The 16,910-nt window shown below is 42.7% G+C and carries 17 protein-coding genes; 6 read left to right on the top strand and 11 right to left on the bottom strand.

The genetic code is table 11. The annotated features are described in order from the left end of the window. Positions 1 to 10: 10 nt before the first annotated feature. The gene (locus ING2E5A_RS01055; RefSeq protein ID WP_071135811.1) at positions 11 to 1,339 is read left to right on the top strand and encodes an IS1380 family transposase; all 1,329 of its coding nucleotides are present in this window, start codon (positions 11 to 13) and stop codon (positions 1,337 to 1,339) included. 281 nt (positions 1,340 to 1,620) lie between these two features. Here the strand turns inward: ING2E5A_RS01055 and ING2E5A_RS01050 are convergent, their stop codons facing one another. Then, a complete protein-coding gene (locus tag ING2E5A_RS01050) occupies positions 1,621 to 2,835 on the bottom strand; it encodes an IS4 family transposase (protein WP_071135810.1) in 1,215 nt (404 codons plus the stop codon). A 17-nt stretch (positions 2,836 to 2,852) separates the two neighbouring features. Here ING2E5A_RS01050 and ING2E5A_RS15440 point away from each other — a divergent pair, with 17 nt between their 5' ends. Both ING2E5A_RS15440 and ING2E5A_RS01045 read left to right on the top strand, forming a co-directional pair. Then, positions 2,853 to 3,077, top strand: coding sequence for a hypothetical protein (locus ING2E5A_RS15440; protein WP_161941917.1), 225 nt, complete (start codon positions 2,853 to 2,855; stop codon positions 3,075 to 3,077). A gap of 127 nt (positions 3,078 to 3,204) precedes the next feature. Then, positions 3,205 to 3,555 (top strand): hypothetical protein, encoded by a 351-nt coding sequence (locus ING2E5A_RS01045; RefSeq protein WP_071135809.1) that lies wholly within the window; start codon positions 3,205 to 3,207, stop codon positions 3,553 to 3,555. 135 nt (positions 3,556 to 3,690) lie between these two features. Here the strand turns inward: ING2E5A_RS01045 and ING2E5A_RS01040 are convergent, their stop codons facing one another. The 3 genes from ING2E5A_RS01040 to ING2E5A_RS01030 form a co-directional block, all read right to left on the bottom strand. Further along, entirely contained in the window at positions 3,691 to 4,284 is a 594-nt protein-coding gene (locus ING2E5A_RS01040; protein ID WP_071135808.1) for a metallophosphatase domain-containing protein, read from the bottom strand. A 188-nt stretch (positions 4,285 to 4,472) separates the two neighbouring features. Beyond that, complete coding sequence (locus tag ING2E5A_RS01035; protein WP_071135807.1) at positions 4,473 to 5,051, bottom strand: acyl carrier protein phosphodiesterase; 579 nt, start codon at positions 5,049 to 5,051, stop codon at positions 4,473 to 4,475. Between the two features lie 21 nt (positions 5,052 to 5,072). Beyond that, positions 5,073 to 5,816 (bottom strand): dienelactone hydrolase family protein, encoded by a 744-nt coding sequence (locus ING2E5A_RS01030; protein WP_071135806.1) that lies wholly within the window; start codon positions 5,814 to 5,816, stop codon positions 5,073 to 5,075. Between the two features lie 770 nt (positions 5,817 to 6,586). Here ING2E5A_RS01030 and ING2E5A_RS15165 point away from each other — a divergent pair. Then, entirely contained in the window at positions 6,587 to 6,796 is a 210-nt protein-coding gene (locus tag ING2E5A_RS15165; protein ID WP_154669998.1) for a hypothetical protein, read from the top strand. 591 nt (positions 6,797 to 7,387) lie between these two features. On the opposite strand, the gene ING2E5A_RS15160 is transcribed toward ING2E5A_RS15165, so the two are convergent. Next, positions 7,388 to 7,531 (bottom strand): hypothetical protein, encoded by a 144-nt coding sequence (locus tag ING2E5A_RS15160; protein ID WP_154669997.1) that lies wholly within the window; start codon positions 7,529 to 7,531, stop codon positions 7,388 to 7,390. A gap of 465 nt (positions 7,532 to 7,996) precedes the next feature. Between ING2E5A_RS15160 and ING2E5A_RS01020 the strand changes: the two genes are divergently transcribed. After that, positions 7,997 to 9,211 carry an ISL3 family transposase gene (locus tag ING2E5A_RS01020; protein WP_071135804.1) on the top strand — a complete coding sequence of 405 codons (1,215 nt, stop codon included), beginning with the start codon at positions 7,997 to 7,999 and terminating at the stop codon, positions 9,209 to 9,211. Positions 9,212 to 9,888: 677 nt separating this feature from the next. On the opposite strand, the gene ING2E5A_RS15815 is transcribed toward ING2E5A_RS01020, so the two are convergent. Continuing rightward, positions 9,889 to 10,014: a hypothetical protein gene (locus ING2E5A_RS15815; RefSeq protein ID WP_262502191.1), complete on the bottom strand. Its 126-nt coding sequence runs from the start codon at positions 10,012 to 10,014 to the stop codon at positions 9,889 to 9,891. A 476-nt stretch (positions 10,015 to 10,490) separates the two neighbouring features. Between ING2E5A_RS15815 and ING2E5A_RS01010 the strand changes: the two genes are divergently transcribed. Further along, a complete protein-coding gene (locus tag ING2E5A_RS01010) occupies positions 10,491 to 11,048 on the top strand; it encodes a hypothetical protein (protein WP_071135803.1) in 558 nt (185 codons plus the stop codon). Positions 11,049 to 11,269: 221 nt separating this feature from the next. Here ING2E5A_RS01010 and ING2E5A_RS01005 read toward each other — a convergent pair whose 3' ends face one another. The 5 genes from ING2E5A_RS01005 to ING2E5A_RS00980 form a co-directional block, all read right to left on the bottom strand. Beyond that, on the bottom strand, positions 11,270 to 12,382 hold the full coding sequence (locus tag ING2E5A_RS01005; RefSeq protein WP_154669996.1) for a DUF6371 domain-containing protein: 1,113 nt from the start codon (positions 12,380 to 12,382) through the stop codon (positions 11,270 to 11,272). A gap of 229 nt (positions 12,383 to 12,611) precedes the next feature. Further along, positions 12,612 to 13,829 (bottom strand): AAA family ATPase, encoded by a 1,218-nt coding sequence (locus ING2E5A_RS00995; RefSeq protein WP_071135800.1) that lies wholly within the window; start codon positions 13,827 to 13,829, stop codon positions 12,612 to 12,614. 15 nt (positions 13,830 to 13,844) lie between these two features. Continuing rightward, on the bottom strand, positions 13,845 to 14,102 hold the full coding sequence (locus tag ING2E5A_RS00990; RefSeq protein WP_024994747.1) for a helix-turn-helix domain-containing protein: 258 nt from the start codon (positions 14,100 to 14,102) through the stop codon (positions 13,845 to 13,847). Next, on the bottom strand, positions 14,099 to 14,443 hold the full coding sequence (locus tag ING2E5A_RS00985) for a helix-turn-helix domain-containing protein (RefSeq protein WP_071135799.1): 345 nt from the start codon (positions 14,441 to 14,443) through the stop codon (positions 14,099 to 14,101). Before ING2E5A_RS00985 ends, ING2E5A_RS00990 begins: the two co-directional genes overlap by 4 nt. Positions 14,444 to 14,595: 152 nt before the next feature. Further along, positions 14,596 to 16,143 (bottom strand): hypothetical protein, encoded by a 1,548-nt coding sequence (locus ING2E5A_RS00980; RefSeq protein WP_071135798.1) that lies wholly within the window; start codon positions 16,141 to 16,143, stop codon positions 14,596 to 14,598. Positions 16,144 to 16,910 lie beyond the last annotated feature (767 nt).

The following is a 16,910-nucleotide window of genomic DNA, read 5'->3' as shown; positions in this document are numbered from 1 at the left end:
CACCCGACACATGCAAGACAAAAATAGTAAAAAAATCTCATTTACTGCCTGTTCAGTAAAGAAAAAGTTCAGTTCAGAACAATTAACATCATATTCAGGGTTAAGCGTAACCTCTGATTTTATCAACCATTGCGGTATTTATGGCAAGCTGGAACATCTTTTTCCAACCATCCGCCACAATGCAAGCCGTTTCAGCACAGCCCAAATACTCTCAAGTATCCTGTTGGCATCGTTGTGCGGTGTTCACCGTTTGAAGCGGATTGAAAACTTCACCTTTGACGCCTTGGTTGCCCGCTTGTTGAAGTTACCCAAGAACATTGACGAGGACACCATACGCCGCCATTTGACAGGTTTGGGTGAAAGGGGCGCCCGTTCGCTTCACGAGCTGTTGTTGGGTTTTACAGGCATGCAAGTTTCCCGTTGCGGTTTAAGCCGCTTGACACTTGATTGCGACTCAAGCACATTTACCGTTTACGGCAACCAACAAGGGGCTGAGGTGGGTTATAACTCGCATAAGAAGGGTTCGAAAAGCTATCACCCCATCTTATGTTTTGTCACGGAGATGAAACTGCTTGTCAATTCATGGCTCCGCCCGGGTTCAGCTTACACCTCAAACGGAGTTTGTGAGTTTGTCAAAGAAACCTTGGCCGCTCTTCCCCAAAAGGTGGAGAAGGTGTTTTTCAGGGCCGACAGCGGTTTTTTCAATGGTGGATTATTTAATTTGTTAGAAGACGGTAAACATGAATATTTGGTGAAAGTAAAGCTGAAAAACCTGAAAGATTTACTTGCCGGGCAGACTTGGCAGCCGATTGGCCCACGGACGGCGACCTGTCAGTTTACACATCAATGTAGCGGTTGGAGGAATCCCCGCATGTTTTATGCCGTGCGCATCATAAAGCAAATGGTTGAAGTCGATTATTTTGGCGAAAAACAATTTGTACCCGAGTATGAGTACTTTTGCTATTGCTCGAACCTGAAAGGATTGGATGCCTTGCAGCTCCATACCCTTTATGGATCCCGATCAGAGAGTGAGAATTGGATCGAGCAAACCAAAAACTCGCTTTGTGCGGGAAAAACCATCACGCATGATTTTTGGGTAAACGATATTCTTTGGCAACTTTCGTCATTTGCCTACAGTTTATCGGTGCTCATGCGATACCGGGGCGACTTTTGGGTTTGGCGTCAAGAGCACTCTACCTTCCGAGAATGGTTTATCCGAGTGCCGGGTAAAGTGGTGAAATCCGGCAGGCAGGTCACGGTAAAAATGCCTAAGGAGTATTACCGAAAAGCGGGGTGGCGTGATTTTGAGCAGCGAATAACGACAACGATGACCGGATGACGGATTTTCACTTAATCGTCCATCGCCATCTTTCGTGTCGTAAAAGGGTTTATGACAAGGAATTGCCATGCCTTGGAAGAGTGGTAATGTTAATATATATAAAAACGCCACCATAAAAAGTAAATCAACACGTTAAACGTGCAAGAAACAGTGAAGATGAAAAGAAAATAAAACGGTATCTCTCGAAAAAAAACATTGCCGTCCGATAAAAACCGATTTTGATTCTTCGTTACTTTTAACCGGCTTATTATCAGTCGTTTCTTTTTATAATTTTTCTATTTTCAAAAGTAAGCCCCCCTGAAAAGGGTAAGCATCTCTAAATCCTGGTCATCTCGTTGCCAATCTCGTTCCGGGTTTTCTAAAAATTTTATCAAGTGCAGGTAATTAAACAGGTGTATCCTGCAAAATGACACCAGGTTGGAGAATGCCCAAGGCCGTTTCAACCGCTTCTGTATAACCGTGAGCAAGAGGTTCACGATCAAAGCGCAATATACCTGTATTTTTATCGCGTTCTCGTTATCCCCGAGGAAGTACTTCAGGGGGAAGTTTGATTTTAACTGCTTGAATAACAGCTCTATTTGCCATCTTATTTTATACAAGGCCGCTATCATGTCGGGCCGCATCTCGAACAGGTTGGTGAGGAACTCGAACTTCCTTTTCAACACCCTGTCGTAGAACACCACCTTGCGCAACTTCAGCTTGCTCCCGCCATCATCTTCCTTCACGGTCACCTCGATGATAGTGTCTTCCAGCACGCCGCTGTGGATGCATTCATCGATGTAAAGTTCTTGCTCCACCTTGTAAACGGCGTTCTCCTTGATGCGGGTAACGAATCCGGCTCCCTTTTCACAAAACAGCTTGAAGGCTTTATAATCGTTGTATCCCTTGTCGAAGACGTAAATAGTGTTGTCATCCGGTTCCAGTTTCCTCAACAGCAGGTGATCGTTCGTGGCAGCGGATGAGAACCATATCATCTTGGGAACGGGCTCGTCGACATTGATAACGGTGTGCACCTTGATCCCCCCTTTGCGTTTACCGTTCGAGGGTGTTCTGCCGACGCACTTCAAGATGTCCTGGAACAAACTGATAACCGTGCTGTCGAAGATCTCGACCTGCTTGTTCAACACATCTTTAAAGCGGGTGTCCGAGATCACGTGTTGGTACTCGCGAAGCAGGTCGTGGTACACGCCCGAGAAGAAATCAACGCTCCTGCGCTTGTTGGCGTCCGACAAGGTGCTCCGGTAGGGTATGTGGCCGAGCTGGAAATGCCTGGTCTTGCCTGAAAGACCGAGCATTGCACCCGCCACCTCGCGCAGGGAGGAGCATTTGGCGAAGACGCAAAACAACATGCTTATAAGGTGATCCTTAGCCGTGAAACGTTTCACGTAATGATCGGCCTTGTACCGTTTGCTGTTTCGGGCGATAATCCTTGTATCTACCATAGATATGAGCTGTCCGAATACCGATTGTCCAAAAAAATAAGTACTTTTGTTCATTGTAGACTTGTTTTGTGATGAATACAAAGCTACAATTATTAGTACGACGGGCAAAACTCAAATTTGCCCGCGTACTTTTTCTAAAAAGTTTTTATCGGACAACAGTGATTGTAGACTTGTTTTGTGATGAATACAAAGCTACAATTATTAGTACGACGGGCAAAACTCAAATTTGCCCGCGTACTTTTTCTAAAAAGTTTTTATCGGACAACAGTGGAAAAAAAAGAGAAATTCCGCTTTGAAAACTATTAACTTGAGTTGGGAATTTTAAATGAGATTTTTAAGTTATAAATAAAATAATCCGGTGCCGTTATATGGCATACCCTGCGCTTTACTTTGAATCATGATATAATAAAGATAACACTGAAGATGATGAAAAAAGTTAAGTTTGATTTCACAAATTACCCTGTATCAAAATTGGAGAAAATAATTTGTAATGGTCGTTTTGAAGGACGTGAGAAAGTCTTTCATACTGCAACTGTACGGTGCAATAAATTAAACCAGGACTTTGTCTTTAACGATTATTTCTTTGATCATTTTGTATTGATAAACGATCGCTTAACCATTCTAATGAGTGAATCATACGACAAAAAGTTATCAATCAGAACATCCTTGAAGAAATTGATTGACGAAAAACAAATTCTCATCGATGACTTTGATTTAGAGGGATTCATCGATTATGAAGATCAGGATACAATGGATATTGAAATTCCCAAATGACTTTGTAGCATGGAACATTCAGGTCTGTTACATGATGCATTCTCTTTATTGCGATGGCTATCTCTCTTTACCCGATTTAATGGCCATGAAACTGGAATGTTTTTATTTATCGGTGAAAACTCATTTCATCTTGAACTAATATGCAAAACCAAAAGGCTGATTTACTAATTTGTAATGCATATCAACGAGAGAGGCATTCGAAAACTGCGTGTGCTTATTTTCTGAAATACCGTAAGAACCATGTATATGACCAAAAAGATGATAATCCGGTCTAATTTTTAATACGGCATACAGCAGATCAAGATCGCCATAATTTATACCTTCTGAGATATCAAGCAAGCCAAAGGGTGGTTGATGTGTGATTAAAACATTTGTATCAGAAGGAATTTCACTGACATGTTTGGAACATTTTCCCGACACAAGATCAGCCGTGAACATGGGTATTCCATGAAATTTGATATTTTCAATTTCAATGCTTGAATTACATAGATAATAACATCCATCAGGTAGTCCATCAATTTGAGCTTCAAACAAACAATCATCGTGATTTCCTGCAACGAAAATCTTATACTTATATGGAAGAGCACCAAACCACCTGATAAAATCCAGCACCTCTTCTACTGTTCCATCGCATGAAAAGTCGCCCGAGTGAATAAGGAGATCGGCTGCCGGCAGGTTGCTCAGTTGATTGTGCCTGTTGTGTGTATCTGATAAGTGTAGTATTTGCATCGATACTATATTACTATGAAGGAATTCTGAATGCTTGTTTTTGCTAAGTGGAGATTACAAATAAGCAATATTTTAAGGTCATCTGTCGCACAACCATTTCTTTGCAAGTTAACGATTGGAAAGTAAATCTACAAACTTTTTATCAATTATTCTTGTTAAAAAGAATTTTTAATTAATTGATAAGGCAATTATCTGCGAAGGGGAAATTTTTGCAGTGCCTCCATCATGAATTGATCGAAATGGTTTCTCAGTTGCGATTCATTGGCTGCAAGGAACTCGATGCCAAGGGTGGGGTTGATTGCGGAGCTCTTGTGAACAGACATGATTTCGAGCGATTGTTGCAGTCCCGCGAGGGTTCCATATTTCTTCAGCCGGTTGGTCTTTATGAAATGGAAAATGAACCCTTTCACCTTTTTGGGCAGCCACCAGTAGTAAAGTAAAACAGACCAGTAAAAATTTCGGGCAAATTGGTCGAGGCTCCGCCCATTGCCATATCTATCAAAATCGGAAGCGAGCAGATAATCATAATACATGTCGGCCATGATTCCCGAATAGCGTCCGAATGATGGCCGGAGTAGCTCCACCGTCTCCTTGAATGCAGGATGGTTGTCGGTAAAATGATCGATTTGCCTGTGCAACAGGATTCCTTTTCTGATACCCGAAGGATATGCCTTGTATCTCCGACCTTTGACAAAATCTCCGATGAAATTGCCGACGGCTACCTGACGACAGCTGTCCGAAAAATAAATATGGGCAAGGTAATTCAAATTATAATAAAAACAAGTGAACTAATTCAATACCTCTTCCAGAAACAACAGTGTATGATTCCATGCTCTCATTGCCATCACGTCGTTGTACTCTGGAGACTCGGGATTTGTGAAGGTATGGCCGGAGTGGGCATAGGTGATGATTTGCCAGTCGGCATTGCCTTCATTCAATTCTTTTACCAGATTGTCGAGATCCTCCCGCGATACGCTCTTATCTTCTGCCGGGTGCTCCACCAACACTTTCGTTTGTATGGGCTTGTTTGGCCGGCTTGCATCTTTACTCAATCCGCCGTGTATGGAAACCACTCCCTGCACGTTGAATCCTGCCCGTGCAGCTTCCAGAGCTCCTGTCCCGCCAAAGCAGTAACCGATCACCGCTATTTTATCTGCTTTCGCGCCTTGTGCTTTCAACTGCTCCAAAGCCAGTGATATCCTGTATTGATATGCATTGTAGTCATTCTTGTATGTGCCGGAAAGTTTTGCAGCTGCTTCATTATCCGAAGGTATGTTTCCTTCGCCATAGATATCGGCTATGAAAGCAATGTATCCTTCTTTCTCAAGATTCAACGCGGCCATGCGCGCTTCATTGTCCGCACCCTTCCAGGCGGGAAGAATAAGAACGCCTGGCAACTGCTTGCCGGCATTTGAGGTGACCAGTCCATTTAATTTCTGGGTTCCATCTTGATAAGAAACTGTTTTCAGTGATTGAGGCAGTATTGTTTGGAAAATACCCATAAGCAGGAGTAAAATGATGAATCCTTTCATTTTCTTGATTTCTACGTTGTTTCAACTATAAACAACACACAACGCATTTTTGTTGGTGACTACAGACGTGTTCATTCCTATAAACTAATGGAATGAGTTAAAAGGAAATATAAGGGTATCGAACAAGAAGATGGTTCTATATGAAATACTGTAATTGCAAGTTTAATTATATTTTCTGATACAATGAAATTATTTGTTGTTGATTTTCTCAACGGATTAAAATCTGAAATTAATAGGTTATGCAGCCTTGAGCAGGAACGGAGCAAAGGAAAAACCGGGGAGCGCAGCGACCTGTTTTTGCTTGCGGAGTGACCCGGCGCGAGCCGTTGCGAGTGGAGCGAATGTGGTGGCAGGAAGGAGCCCGAAGCATGAGGGCGCCTGACGCCTACTGCCCCAGCAGGGGTGGCGGATTTTTTGTGCTACGGAATCCGGTCCTGGCAATTGCGAAGTGGGTGAGGAAGGTAAGCGGCAGAGGTATCATGATTTGGCAACCTCAAATTTTACCTGACGAACGGAACGAAGCATTTGCCATTGAACAGCTGAGCTGTGCGAATTGAGCGAACGAAGGAGTTGATGAGCGAAGCATGAGCGAGCATAACGACTGAGAGAGCGAGGAATGAACACAGAAAGGGTATCGGGAGTGAATGGAGCAAACCAGGTGATTGTTGAAACGAAGCATGAGTGAGACATACACCTGATTTGCGGAATGAACGCTAACAGAGCGATGCGGTGTTTGTGCAGAGAACGCAGGCGCTTGTCCGACCTGAAGCATGAAGGTCGGCAAGCGGTGGAGTGAACGGAACAGACACGGCAATAGCGGCGGTTGTAATCGCGGGGAGCGTTGCGGTGAGAGCGTAGCGAAAACCGGAGGCAGTCCGACCCGAAGCATGAGGGTCGGCTGCCGACAGAGAGAGAGAGAGCCGAAGCGAGCATGGCAGAAAAGCGGGAGGTGCACCATTGGGGTGAGCGAAGCGATGTGAATGGAACGAGAGGAGGAACCGGTCCGACCCGAAGCATGAGGGTCGGGCGGTGAGGGAGCGAGTGGAATGAACATGGCAAAGCGACGGGATTAGAAAGGGACAGCGGTGATGTGGCGGGACGATATATTTACAAAAAGTGTGACACCCCGATCAGCACGAGCGACCCGCAGGCGAGCAGAAACACTGAGTGGCGGTTGCCCCCTTTAACAAATACATGAGCGAAGCGAATACCTTATTGGGGTTTGAGGGGGCAAGAGTAGCCACGCGTGAGGATTGAGCGAGCGTTGTGCAACAAAACAAGCAGCCACGCAGCGATGAGCACCAAACGAAGCGATCTTAGACTGGCCGTGATTGGGAACGCTGTTGGGTTGTAGATGCCAATTACATTGTAGTTGAGGGGAACGGTAGCGAAGTGAATTGGAGCGCAAGAGCTAAGTGTGGATGCGGTGTGTGCAAGGGTGGCGAAAAAAATACTACCTTTTGAAAGAGAGGAGCCGCAGGCGGATCTCCAAAAGGTGGAGATTTTTTTCAAGCCACTTGCTTGCCCTTGCACACATGTTTTGTGAACTAAGTGAGCGATTGACGAACACCTTATTTCCTGTTCAGGTTGGACTTTGTGGGGCGGTGAGAGAGATGGGGCGGAGAAAAATCGGCTTCGGATGGGAAACGGGGAGACCGGTTGATGATTGGGAAACCGTTGAGATGCGGTGTGAAGGGGGATGTTGCAAGGAACATAAGTTGGTACATGGATTTCACTACCGGTAAGGCAAAAACAGCCAGGGAACATTGGTGTTAGGATATTGGAACTTGTAGTAGTCTTGGAATATATAGAACGGTCTTTATAGGATTAGCTGTTTTTGCCGGGGGGGGTCATAAATATCATGTGCCAGGTGCTTTAACTTTGCAACTATATCAGCCATGAAGAAAAAAGAATTTGTAAGATTATCTGTGTGTGATCGTATCGATGTATTCATTTACACTGTTGATGAGTTTTTTCAATTCAACAAATGACTTATCTCCTATTCCATTGATATTTCTCAATTTATCTTCTGGATTTAAGAGAATCAAATTTTCAAATGTATCGAAAGAATAATCATCGCAAAGATACTTTCTAAGTACATTTTTTAGATGTACAGAGAGTAAACTAATGGTTCTATATGATATTGTATGGGTAAATTAAAATTGAATTAACTTTGTGGAATGAATTCAATAGCACTTTTCACTTTAGCATTAGGTTTGGAAAAACCGTGGATCATTACCAAAATAGATATTGATCCAAGCATATCACAGTTGGATATCCACATAGACTTTGAGCGAGGCTCAAAGTTTTTAATGCCCGACGGAGCTTATTATACAGCTTATGACAGTAGCGATCATACATGGCAACATCTGAATTTTTTCCAGTATCGCTGCTATTTGCATGCGCGCATACCCCGGGTAAAACAATCTGACGGCAAGACGGAGGTTCAAAGTGTACCTTGGGCACGAAAAGGAAGTGGTTTCACTTTATTGTTTGAAGCGTTCTCTATGTTGCTGATAGAGAAAGAAATGCCTGTAAGCAGCGTTGCTTCCACGTTAAAGGTTTACGCACAACGTATCTGGGGAATTTTCAATTATTGGGTAGAACGTGCACATAAAAAAGATATCCCTGAAAACTTAACTCAAATCGGTTTTGATGAAACTTCACAGAAGAAGGGGCATAACTACATCACACATTTGGTCGATTTGAACGAACGGCGTGTACTTTACGCCTGTCAGGGCAAAGGTTCTGATTGTATCGAAGAGAGCGTAAAGTATTTAGAAAGCAAACATGTAGATACCACTCAAATCGAAGATGTTTGTATAGATATGTCACCCTCTTTTATCGCGGGTTGCACAGCGTATCTTCCAGAGAGTCAAATAACATTTGATAAGTTTCACGTGGTAAAAGAGGTCAATAAGGCGATGGATGAACTCCGTAAATTAGAACGAACAGGAAATGAGCTGCTGAAAGGACATAAGTATACTTTTCTGAAAAAGAAATTGAGCGACAAACTACAAACAGAGAAGGATATACTACTCGAGATGTATCCAAAGCTAGGGCAGGGATATTGGCTTAAAGAAATGTTTGAGGACTTTTGGCAGATAAAGGACACGGAAGAAGCAGAAAGCTATTTGGCCTTTTGGTGTGACTTTGCCATGGAATCTAAAATACAACCTTTTATCCGATTGGTAAATACCATTAAAGCCCACTGGAGAGGCATTGTGAGATATATAAAGAGTAAAATCTCAAATGGCATACTCGAAGGAATAAACTCAAAAATTCAATTGGCTAAAAAAAGAGCAAGGGGTTATAGAAACTCCCGGAATTTTATTAACATGATTTACTTTACCTGTGGCAAACTCAAATTTGACTACCCACAGTATTTCATATAGAACCAAACTAATTTTAATGTTGATGAAGTTAGAAAAGATCATCTTTTGCAAATGAGTATATTTTTCAGGAATAGGCAGTTCTACAAGAGGTGAATCGGGTTCCAAGTCTGGTAGTTCAATGTGTACTACATTATTTGAATGGTGGAGAGATCTATACTTTTTTGAAATTTGCACTAGTTCATTATTGGTCTGTAAACCACAATTTCTAATGTCATGAAAGTGGCCATGTGAATTATAGTAATCCAGTATTTGGAAGAGATTGTTGAGGTTGTTGTATTTGCAAATATTAAATGTCCTATTACTCAAACCCTCAATCTCAGATAGTTGTTCAATGGAGGTATCCAGGCAAACATAATCCATAGCAAAAGGACATTTTCAGCATTCGCAATTATCCTTCAAAAGCATTGAATTCAAAATTGGCAAAGGAGCCAAAGACAAGAGATCAATAATACAATGATGTAACAATGCAAAAATAAAAGAAAATATTGAGGATGAGAAGGATTATATTGAAAAAACTGATTTGCGTGAATGAGAAATGAAAAGAACTGATGGTTTTATCAGAGGTTTATTTTCCTAATGACAAAGGTTGTCAAATTTTTAATTGTTCTTTGTCTATATTTGTTTATTGAGAATCATAACCTGGAAATAAATCAGAATTGATGCAAGAAGAGAAAAATTCACACCATGTCGTACTGGAAAGTGGTGAGGGAGAAGATCAATTGCGATTTCACGTAGGAGTAAGCGATGAAGCGTATCAGAGAGCCATCGAGTTGATGGATCTGGAAGAAGGAACGATTAGTCATGATAGGAGGACAGACTTGTTCTTCCAGGCGATGAAAGAAACTTCAAAGGAAAATCGAGAGAAATAGCACAAATTGGATCAAAGAATTGATAGGTAAAGCAGAAATGTTTTCGTAAATTCGTTGCTCGAATCAATTGCCAATAGTTAGAAATGGTGGAAAGTTAACTCATATCATTGAAATCCCGTTGAGAACTAAACGAGTAGTGGTCATTCTCACCTAGGTTAATATTGAAGAGAAGGCATAACCTATGAAGAATCAGCTCAGGGAAAATTTCTGTATGTGCAATTACACAAAAACAGACAGTCTCCATAAAGTATTTATAATATGAATATTATAAAAACAAAAAGGTAGCATATATGAAATGTATATGCAATAGTATGGCGTATACACAGATGTTAGCGTTCATACCAAAAGACCGAGCAATTAGACAAATAAAACTTTAATTTTTAACATTTATATTTAAACAAAAGCAAGAAATGAGAAAACTATTTTTACTAATCACTTTAACGATTAGTTTGACAAGCTTTGGACAGGAAGTAACCAACGATTTGAGTAAAGTATTTAGAATAAATGCCTTAAACCCTGGACTAGAATTTGAGATGCCGATTTCAAATAAATCGACTATTGCAATAAATCCAGGAATTGGAATTCATGGTAGTTATATGCACCTTGAGTATGATTATTTGGTAAGTGGAGTAACATATTATATTTCGCCGTTTTTGGACTTGTCATACAAAAAGATTTACAATCGGACTAAAAGACAATCAAAAGGGAAAAATTTAAATTATAATTCAGGAAATTATTGGGGATTAAGACTCTTAACCAACTTCAAAGAAATTGAATCAAAAAATATTTACCGAATTGACGATATAAGTTTCGACTTTGGACCAACTTGGGGAATACAAAGAGCTTATGGAAAGATGCACCTACTTTTTGATATGGGACCTGTTTATTATTTCGACACAAAAGGTAACAGTGGATTTTTCCCAATTATGTTACAATTGAACCTTGGATTCAATGCAAAGAAATGGTAAACTATGACTGAAAAATAAAAGTACGAAACGCTAACATTTTGTATAGTGCATAGGGCGGATATGCTATATTTGAATCTTTTGCGCTTTCTTCAACTCCGCCGAAGCGCAGCTTCGACGGTTAGTCAAATTGTAGCTGTCAAACCTGCGCTTCGGCTACTTAGCGGTTTGACAGGAAAGTGCTTTCTGATGCCCTACGCACCATACAATTTACCGTTTATTTTTTAAATGATGTAGTCGGCAAGGTCGTAGCCGTGGTGGGTTTGCTTGGGGGTTGCGAAATGCTCCAGGAAGGCAGAGACAGTGAGGTGGAGGGGGAGCTCGCGGTTGATCTGTTCTGCTTTCCGGAGCCATCGGTCGTAGCAGCCGGCATCGGGATAGAGGATGACGGTTTTGTTGCGGAGGACTATTGATTTTTCGACGTTGAGGCCGTTGAGGTTTCCGGCTGCAAGCCAATTATAATCGTGGTAGATCATGCTTGCGATCACCGCGGTTTTCTCTGCCTCAACGATTGCTACCGGTTTCTTGGGATAGAGACGGAGGAGGTGTTCGCCAAAGTAGCACTGAGAGAGGTTAAAGTCGGAGAATGAGGGGTTGGATTTCTTCAGCTTGTGGTGGACCCAGTTGATGCCACCATATCCATTTTTTACTCGTCGGCCGGACTGCGGGTTGTACTTCATGATCTTACCGGTACGGACTTTCCCATGGATATCGACCTGCCAGAATATCACTTCCTTATTTGTCGTGGCACCCAGCAGGTAGTTGTTGGCTGCCTCGGCAATCTGAAGATCGGAAAAATATTTGCGGAGGAACCGGACAAAGTTAGAGTTGTAGGAGAGGGAGCGTTTCAGGTATTTGCGAGGAATATAATCAGGAGTTTTGGGTTGGGAGGGTTGAGGTGCAAGAAAGAGTGCACCGGGATCCGGGTAATGGTGTAAAGGTTGAGGAGCGGTTGGTTGGCTTATGAATTGTGGAGTAAGGTGATTGGAACCCCTGGCCAAAGGTTTACCGTGTTGAGGAAAATTTGAAGGTGATATCATGGATTCAGAAGTGGCATGTTGAGTTGAGGGAGAATGGAGATCCGGGTACCAGGGGTCGAATTGATTTGTGGTTGGGGCATGGGTTTCCTGGCGTTTGATATCTGTGAAGTATTGCCGGGGGGTGTAGTGATAGCCACACTTGATTTCGCGGTTGCAGCGGCCGACGGTGGGGTGGATGGGTTGATGGGTCTTCCCATCGAGGTATCGAGTGAAGCTGTGGGGAGTCTTGCAGCCCGGGCAGGTGAAGCGGGTAGACTTGCCGGCATACTTCTGGAGATAGGGGGGCTTGTACATCATAAAGGATTTCAAGAGTGAAAGGTAACAGGGTGTTACCAATAAAATAGAGTCTAAACTCTGATATTCTTATAGTTATATAGATTGGTAACAAAGAAACATATATATAGGAGGGTTACCAGTGTTACCAGTGTTACCAGTGTTACCAACAATGTTACCAATCAGAATCTTGAGTTTAGGATTGACAGGGTCATGCTAGTGGAAACTTTTACGGATTGGTACACGAAGGGAATTATTCATCTCCATTTAACCGATCAAAATCTTCGGGATTGAAAGGATCCTGTTGATTGGAATCTACTTCATCGCAGAGATTGACGTCCTGGATGATCTTCTTATAGATGCGCAGGATTTTGATCTTGAAGCTGCTGAATTTTTTCTCCTCAGGGCAGAGACGCTTGGCGATTGCGTAAGCGGAAATAGAGGGTTCTTCCAAAATGCATCCGCGAACCTCCTCCTCCAGGATCTCCCTGTCGCGTTCCGTCACCATTTTGAGATGCTTATACTCACTGTCGAGATGCAAGAAGTTGAAGTGAAGGAAATTGTCCGGCTTTGTAATTTGGCAGACCATGATGTTGTAGCTGTCATAAATGTGTTCGGTTGAGCGGACCTTGATCATCTTGATGTAACGGAAAGAACTATCGGAAGAGCTCTCTCCTATCGCGAAGCTGCTGTCGCAGAAGTTCATCAGCACCTTACTCCCCTGAAGGTCGTTCCGCGTGAGCGGCTTTGTAAGATCACGCTTGGGCGTGTGCGCCAAGACCAGCAGGGATAGGTTGTACTTGTTTTTGAGACGTTTCAGGTGCTTCATCAGCGGCAGCGCATCCTTTGCCCGCTCGTTCTCGTGGCGGAGGTAGGTGATGTTGTCGATGATCACGATCTTGGCACCGGTGTCGGTAATCACCCTCTCGATCGCGTTGCTGAGGGCAAACTCAAAAGAGGCATCCTCGGGAAAATCAGCGTCCGGATTAATCTCCACCCTGAGAAAGTTGTCGCTGAACAGATAAGGATCTTCGTAGTTGCGGGAGTACCGGCTCTGGAATTGTTTGTCGTTGAGTTCAAAGTCGCAATAAATAACTTTCTGCGCTTTTGTTTCCAGCTTAAATCCCGGAATGGATTGTCCCCGGGATATGCTGTCGGCGATTTGTACCGCCAGGATCGTCTTCCCCACGTTGGTATCGGCAAAGAGGATGCAGAGCTCCTGTTCGAACCAGAACTCACTAAAGAGCATTCGGGGAATAGGTCGCCGGGAAGCCTGTTCGATCCACTTGTTTGCGGTTTTCACCTCAAGCAGATCGGCAGGTTTGGAAGCTTTAAGCTGTTGGAGGTTGTCGTTCAGATCATCCCCCAACAGCTTCACAAAGTTGTTGATCCTGAATTGTTCGATATCGACATCCAGGATATCTACCGACTGACTTTTCATTTCATCGGCAGAAAGAGCGTTCGCTTTCATGCTAAAGATGTTGAATCATCGAAATTCTACATTGCAATCATTGAACTCCGGTAACAATGACTTCCTTGTGCCATTGTAATTTTTCTGGAGGATGAGAAGAATGTCAGACTTCCGATAGTAGATCTTTCCGCGGATGCAAGAGTAGGGCAAAACCTTATTGGTCCGCCAGCTCTGCAACGTACGGACAGAGATGTGGAATTTCTGCATCACATCCTGAGAATCCACCCAGTCGGCCCACTCATAAAGAATGGCGTAATGTTTTTCTTTTTTCATGATCTTCTTCTTTTTTTGTTGGTTTGTAAAACGGGATTCGCGATAATTTCCTGCTGCAGTTCATCAGTATGCAGCCACTCATCGATCTCACATTTCAGGAACTGGAGTTTCTTCCCCTTCTTATGGTAGGGGATCTTCTTTTGGTTGACCCAGCTATAGACTGTTTGTTTTGCCGGCCGGTCGGGGAGGTAATCGCAGAGCTCCTCAAGGTTGAACCAGTCATTCTGATCAGGTTGTTGGAAGGCAGAAGTTCTGATCATCTCCTCCAGGTCGTTCATCTTTGTGATGAGGTAGTTCATTGCCTCAGGGATGTCATTGAAGGTAATCGTCTTTTCATCCATGGTAAAAAATAGCAATTGGGTGTTCTTCCGTGCCAATAGAAAAGAGCACCACTGCCTCAACGGTGAGACAGTGGTGCAAATATAGAAAGCTAAAAAAGGGAGTTAGTGGGAAAAGGAGTGTAACAAAGTCACTACCATCACGTTAAATAATGTTATTTGCTATCGTTTTCTATTATTCCTGTGATTTGTGGCAGCAGTTCGCGGAATAGGTCGGCCATGATCTTGAGATTCTTTTTGGTTTTTGAGCTATCGAAATCGATATCGAGTTCTGTTTTGACATTTTGAATATGCTTACCGGTGACTTTCTGAATGAAACGGGCCCATTTCACTTTGGGTGTATTGTCGAAGGTGATGCCCAGTTCATTGAACAGGTAATAGAAGAGGAGAGTCATTTGAGCAAGCGTAAACCCTTTTGAATTGTAGTTCTCTTCATGTTCGTTGAGAACCGTCATCATGTTTCGGGTCTCCTCATCATGTTTCTCATGAAGCACCCTCAATTCTTCATTTTGTTGTGTGATGATCCGGGTGAGTCGGTCATTTTGTTCTTTCAGTTCATCCAAGGAAGTGTTCAGGTGTTCAATCATGCGTACCATGGGAAGTTGCTTTTGTGGTGGGTTGGGATTTATTGTGTTTGTGGAGGGAGCGGGTGAACCATTGCATCCCGGTGGGGGTTCATCTGACGTCAAGAGCTGCTGCAGTTGAGAGAAGCAATCGCTCAAATCATAACAGAAGAAATCGGGGTTGCGCTGTTTCTCGGAGAGGTATTTCCCCTTAATCAGGTTTAGGATTTGCAGCTGCTGATCATAAGAGAGACCGGAGTAGGTGACCCAATTTGAGATGAGGTGAACATTGAAATAGCGTGTAGCTTTCATCCAGTCCATCTTCGAAAAGTTGAGGGATTGAATTCTGTCGAGATATTTCTTCTCAATTGTCAGCGTCTGCGGGTCGCGATGTTTGCTGATGAAGAATGCCAGCAACCTGAACTTCTTCACCTGCTCCGGTGTCAGATCGTAGGAGTAGTTATCGATCAGAAGGAGCAGGAAGTCGATTATGGTATCCTCCATCAGCTTGTCGCCAAAATAGATGTTGTTGGCTATATGATGTGCTTGCGAGGGATTTGCAGCAAATGTGCGAATGCGATCGAAGATCTCATAAGCCTTGTTGAAGATAAATAGCCACCCCTCATCATCAAACCTAAGATTCAAGAATCGTTCGTTGTAGAATTTAAAATTAGCCTCAACGATCAGGTAGTCGCTCAAATTGCTCTTGGGATAGTCCTCCTTGTAGAGTGAGATCTCCTCCTCGATCTCTCTCGAGGAGGTTAGAGTTTCGGGTTTGAGTTGGAGACTCTTGCTCTTGTAAACATCGTTGTAGGGATTATGGTCCCGTTCGATGATGTTGTAGGCATAGATAAATGTTTTGTCGTCGCAGATGGCGTTTTGAATCTCCTTCCGGACCCTGTAGGAGATCAGGTGATCTATTTCATCATCGTTTTCATGGAAATTGACCGATTCATGATTGCAGTTGTTGATTTTGAAGATCTCCCGACACCGGGCATCGGCAAAGAGATGATTGTCGCAATACTCTTCTGTTTTTCGTTTGTTTGTTCTCAGGGGATAAAGATCGTAGATTGATTTTTTGACAAGCATGTAGAATTCGAATTCAGCTTTGTTGAACTCTAGCTTTTCTTTCGCTCTCATGGAAGGAATGTTAAGAATTAAATACGCACAGCAATTGATCTTAATCCAAAGATCTCATGCTTCAAAAGGAATTTTTCAGATTATTGAAAAATATCACTCATCCGATAAACGCTGTAGCAATTACACCGCTTACCAGTTAACAAACTGTGCCGAATGATCTACTTGAGAACGATAGGGCACCAATATAACAAGACAAATGCCGATGTCCCAATTTCGGTATAGTGCACCACCGAAAAATATATCTTACGTTTTGACCGACATCGCTACAAAAATAAACATAAAAAACAATAAACAGCAAATGTGTTTGATTTTGTCAGGGATAAGGGAGTGAAGGTGTGACCGGTACCGGGGGAGTTGGTAACACTTTTTGGGGGTTTCCAGGGGGTTGGGAGGAATGGCCGGGTGGTATTTTAATGGGTTGGGTAGTTCGTTGAAGCTTGTTATGTGATTGGTTCTTTGGCTGTTTTGGTGATTTTGTGAAGGAAAGCAGTTTTAGCAGGGATTGGTAACATTGTTGGTACAGGTAGTTATACTCCTAAATGTTACCAATGGGGGAATGATGGATCGTTGAGAAAAAAATGGGGGAGTTGGGGAAGATAATATCGATTAATTAGGAATAAAAAGGGTTGGAATATTTATGCTTAACGGGAATTATCTTATCGATGGAATGAGATAATTATTGATGTTTTACGGAAAATGTTTACCCATTGTTTACCCAAAAGAAAAAAGCACCTACCGGTTGATGCGGTAAGTGCCTTATAATGAAG

It is taken from the genome of Petrimonas mucosa, from assembly GCF_900095795.1.
GTDB classification, from domain to species: Bacteria; Bacteroidota; Bacteroidia; order Bacteroidales; family Dysgonomonadaceae; genus Petrimonas; species Petrimonas mucosa.
Note: the sequence above shows the minus strand (reverse complement) of the source record. Positions and strands in the feature narration are given on the sequence as shown.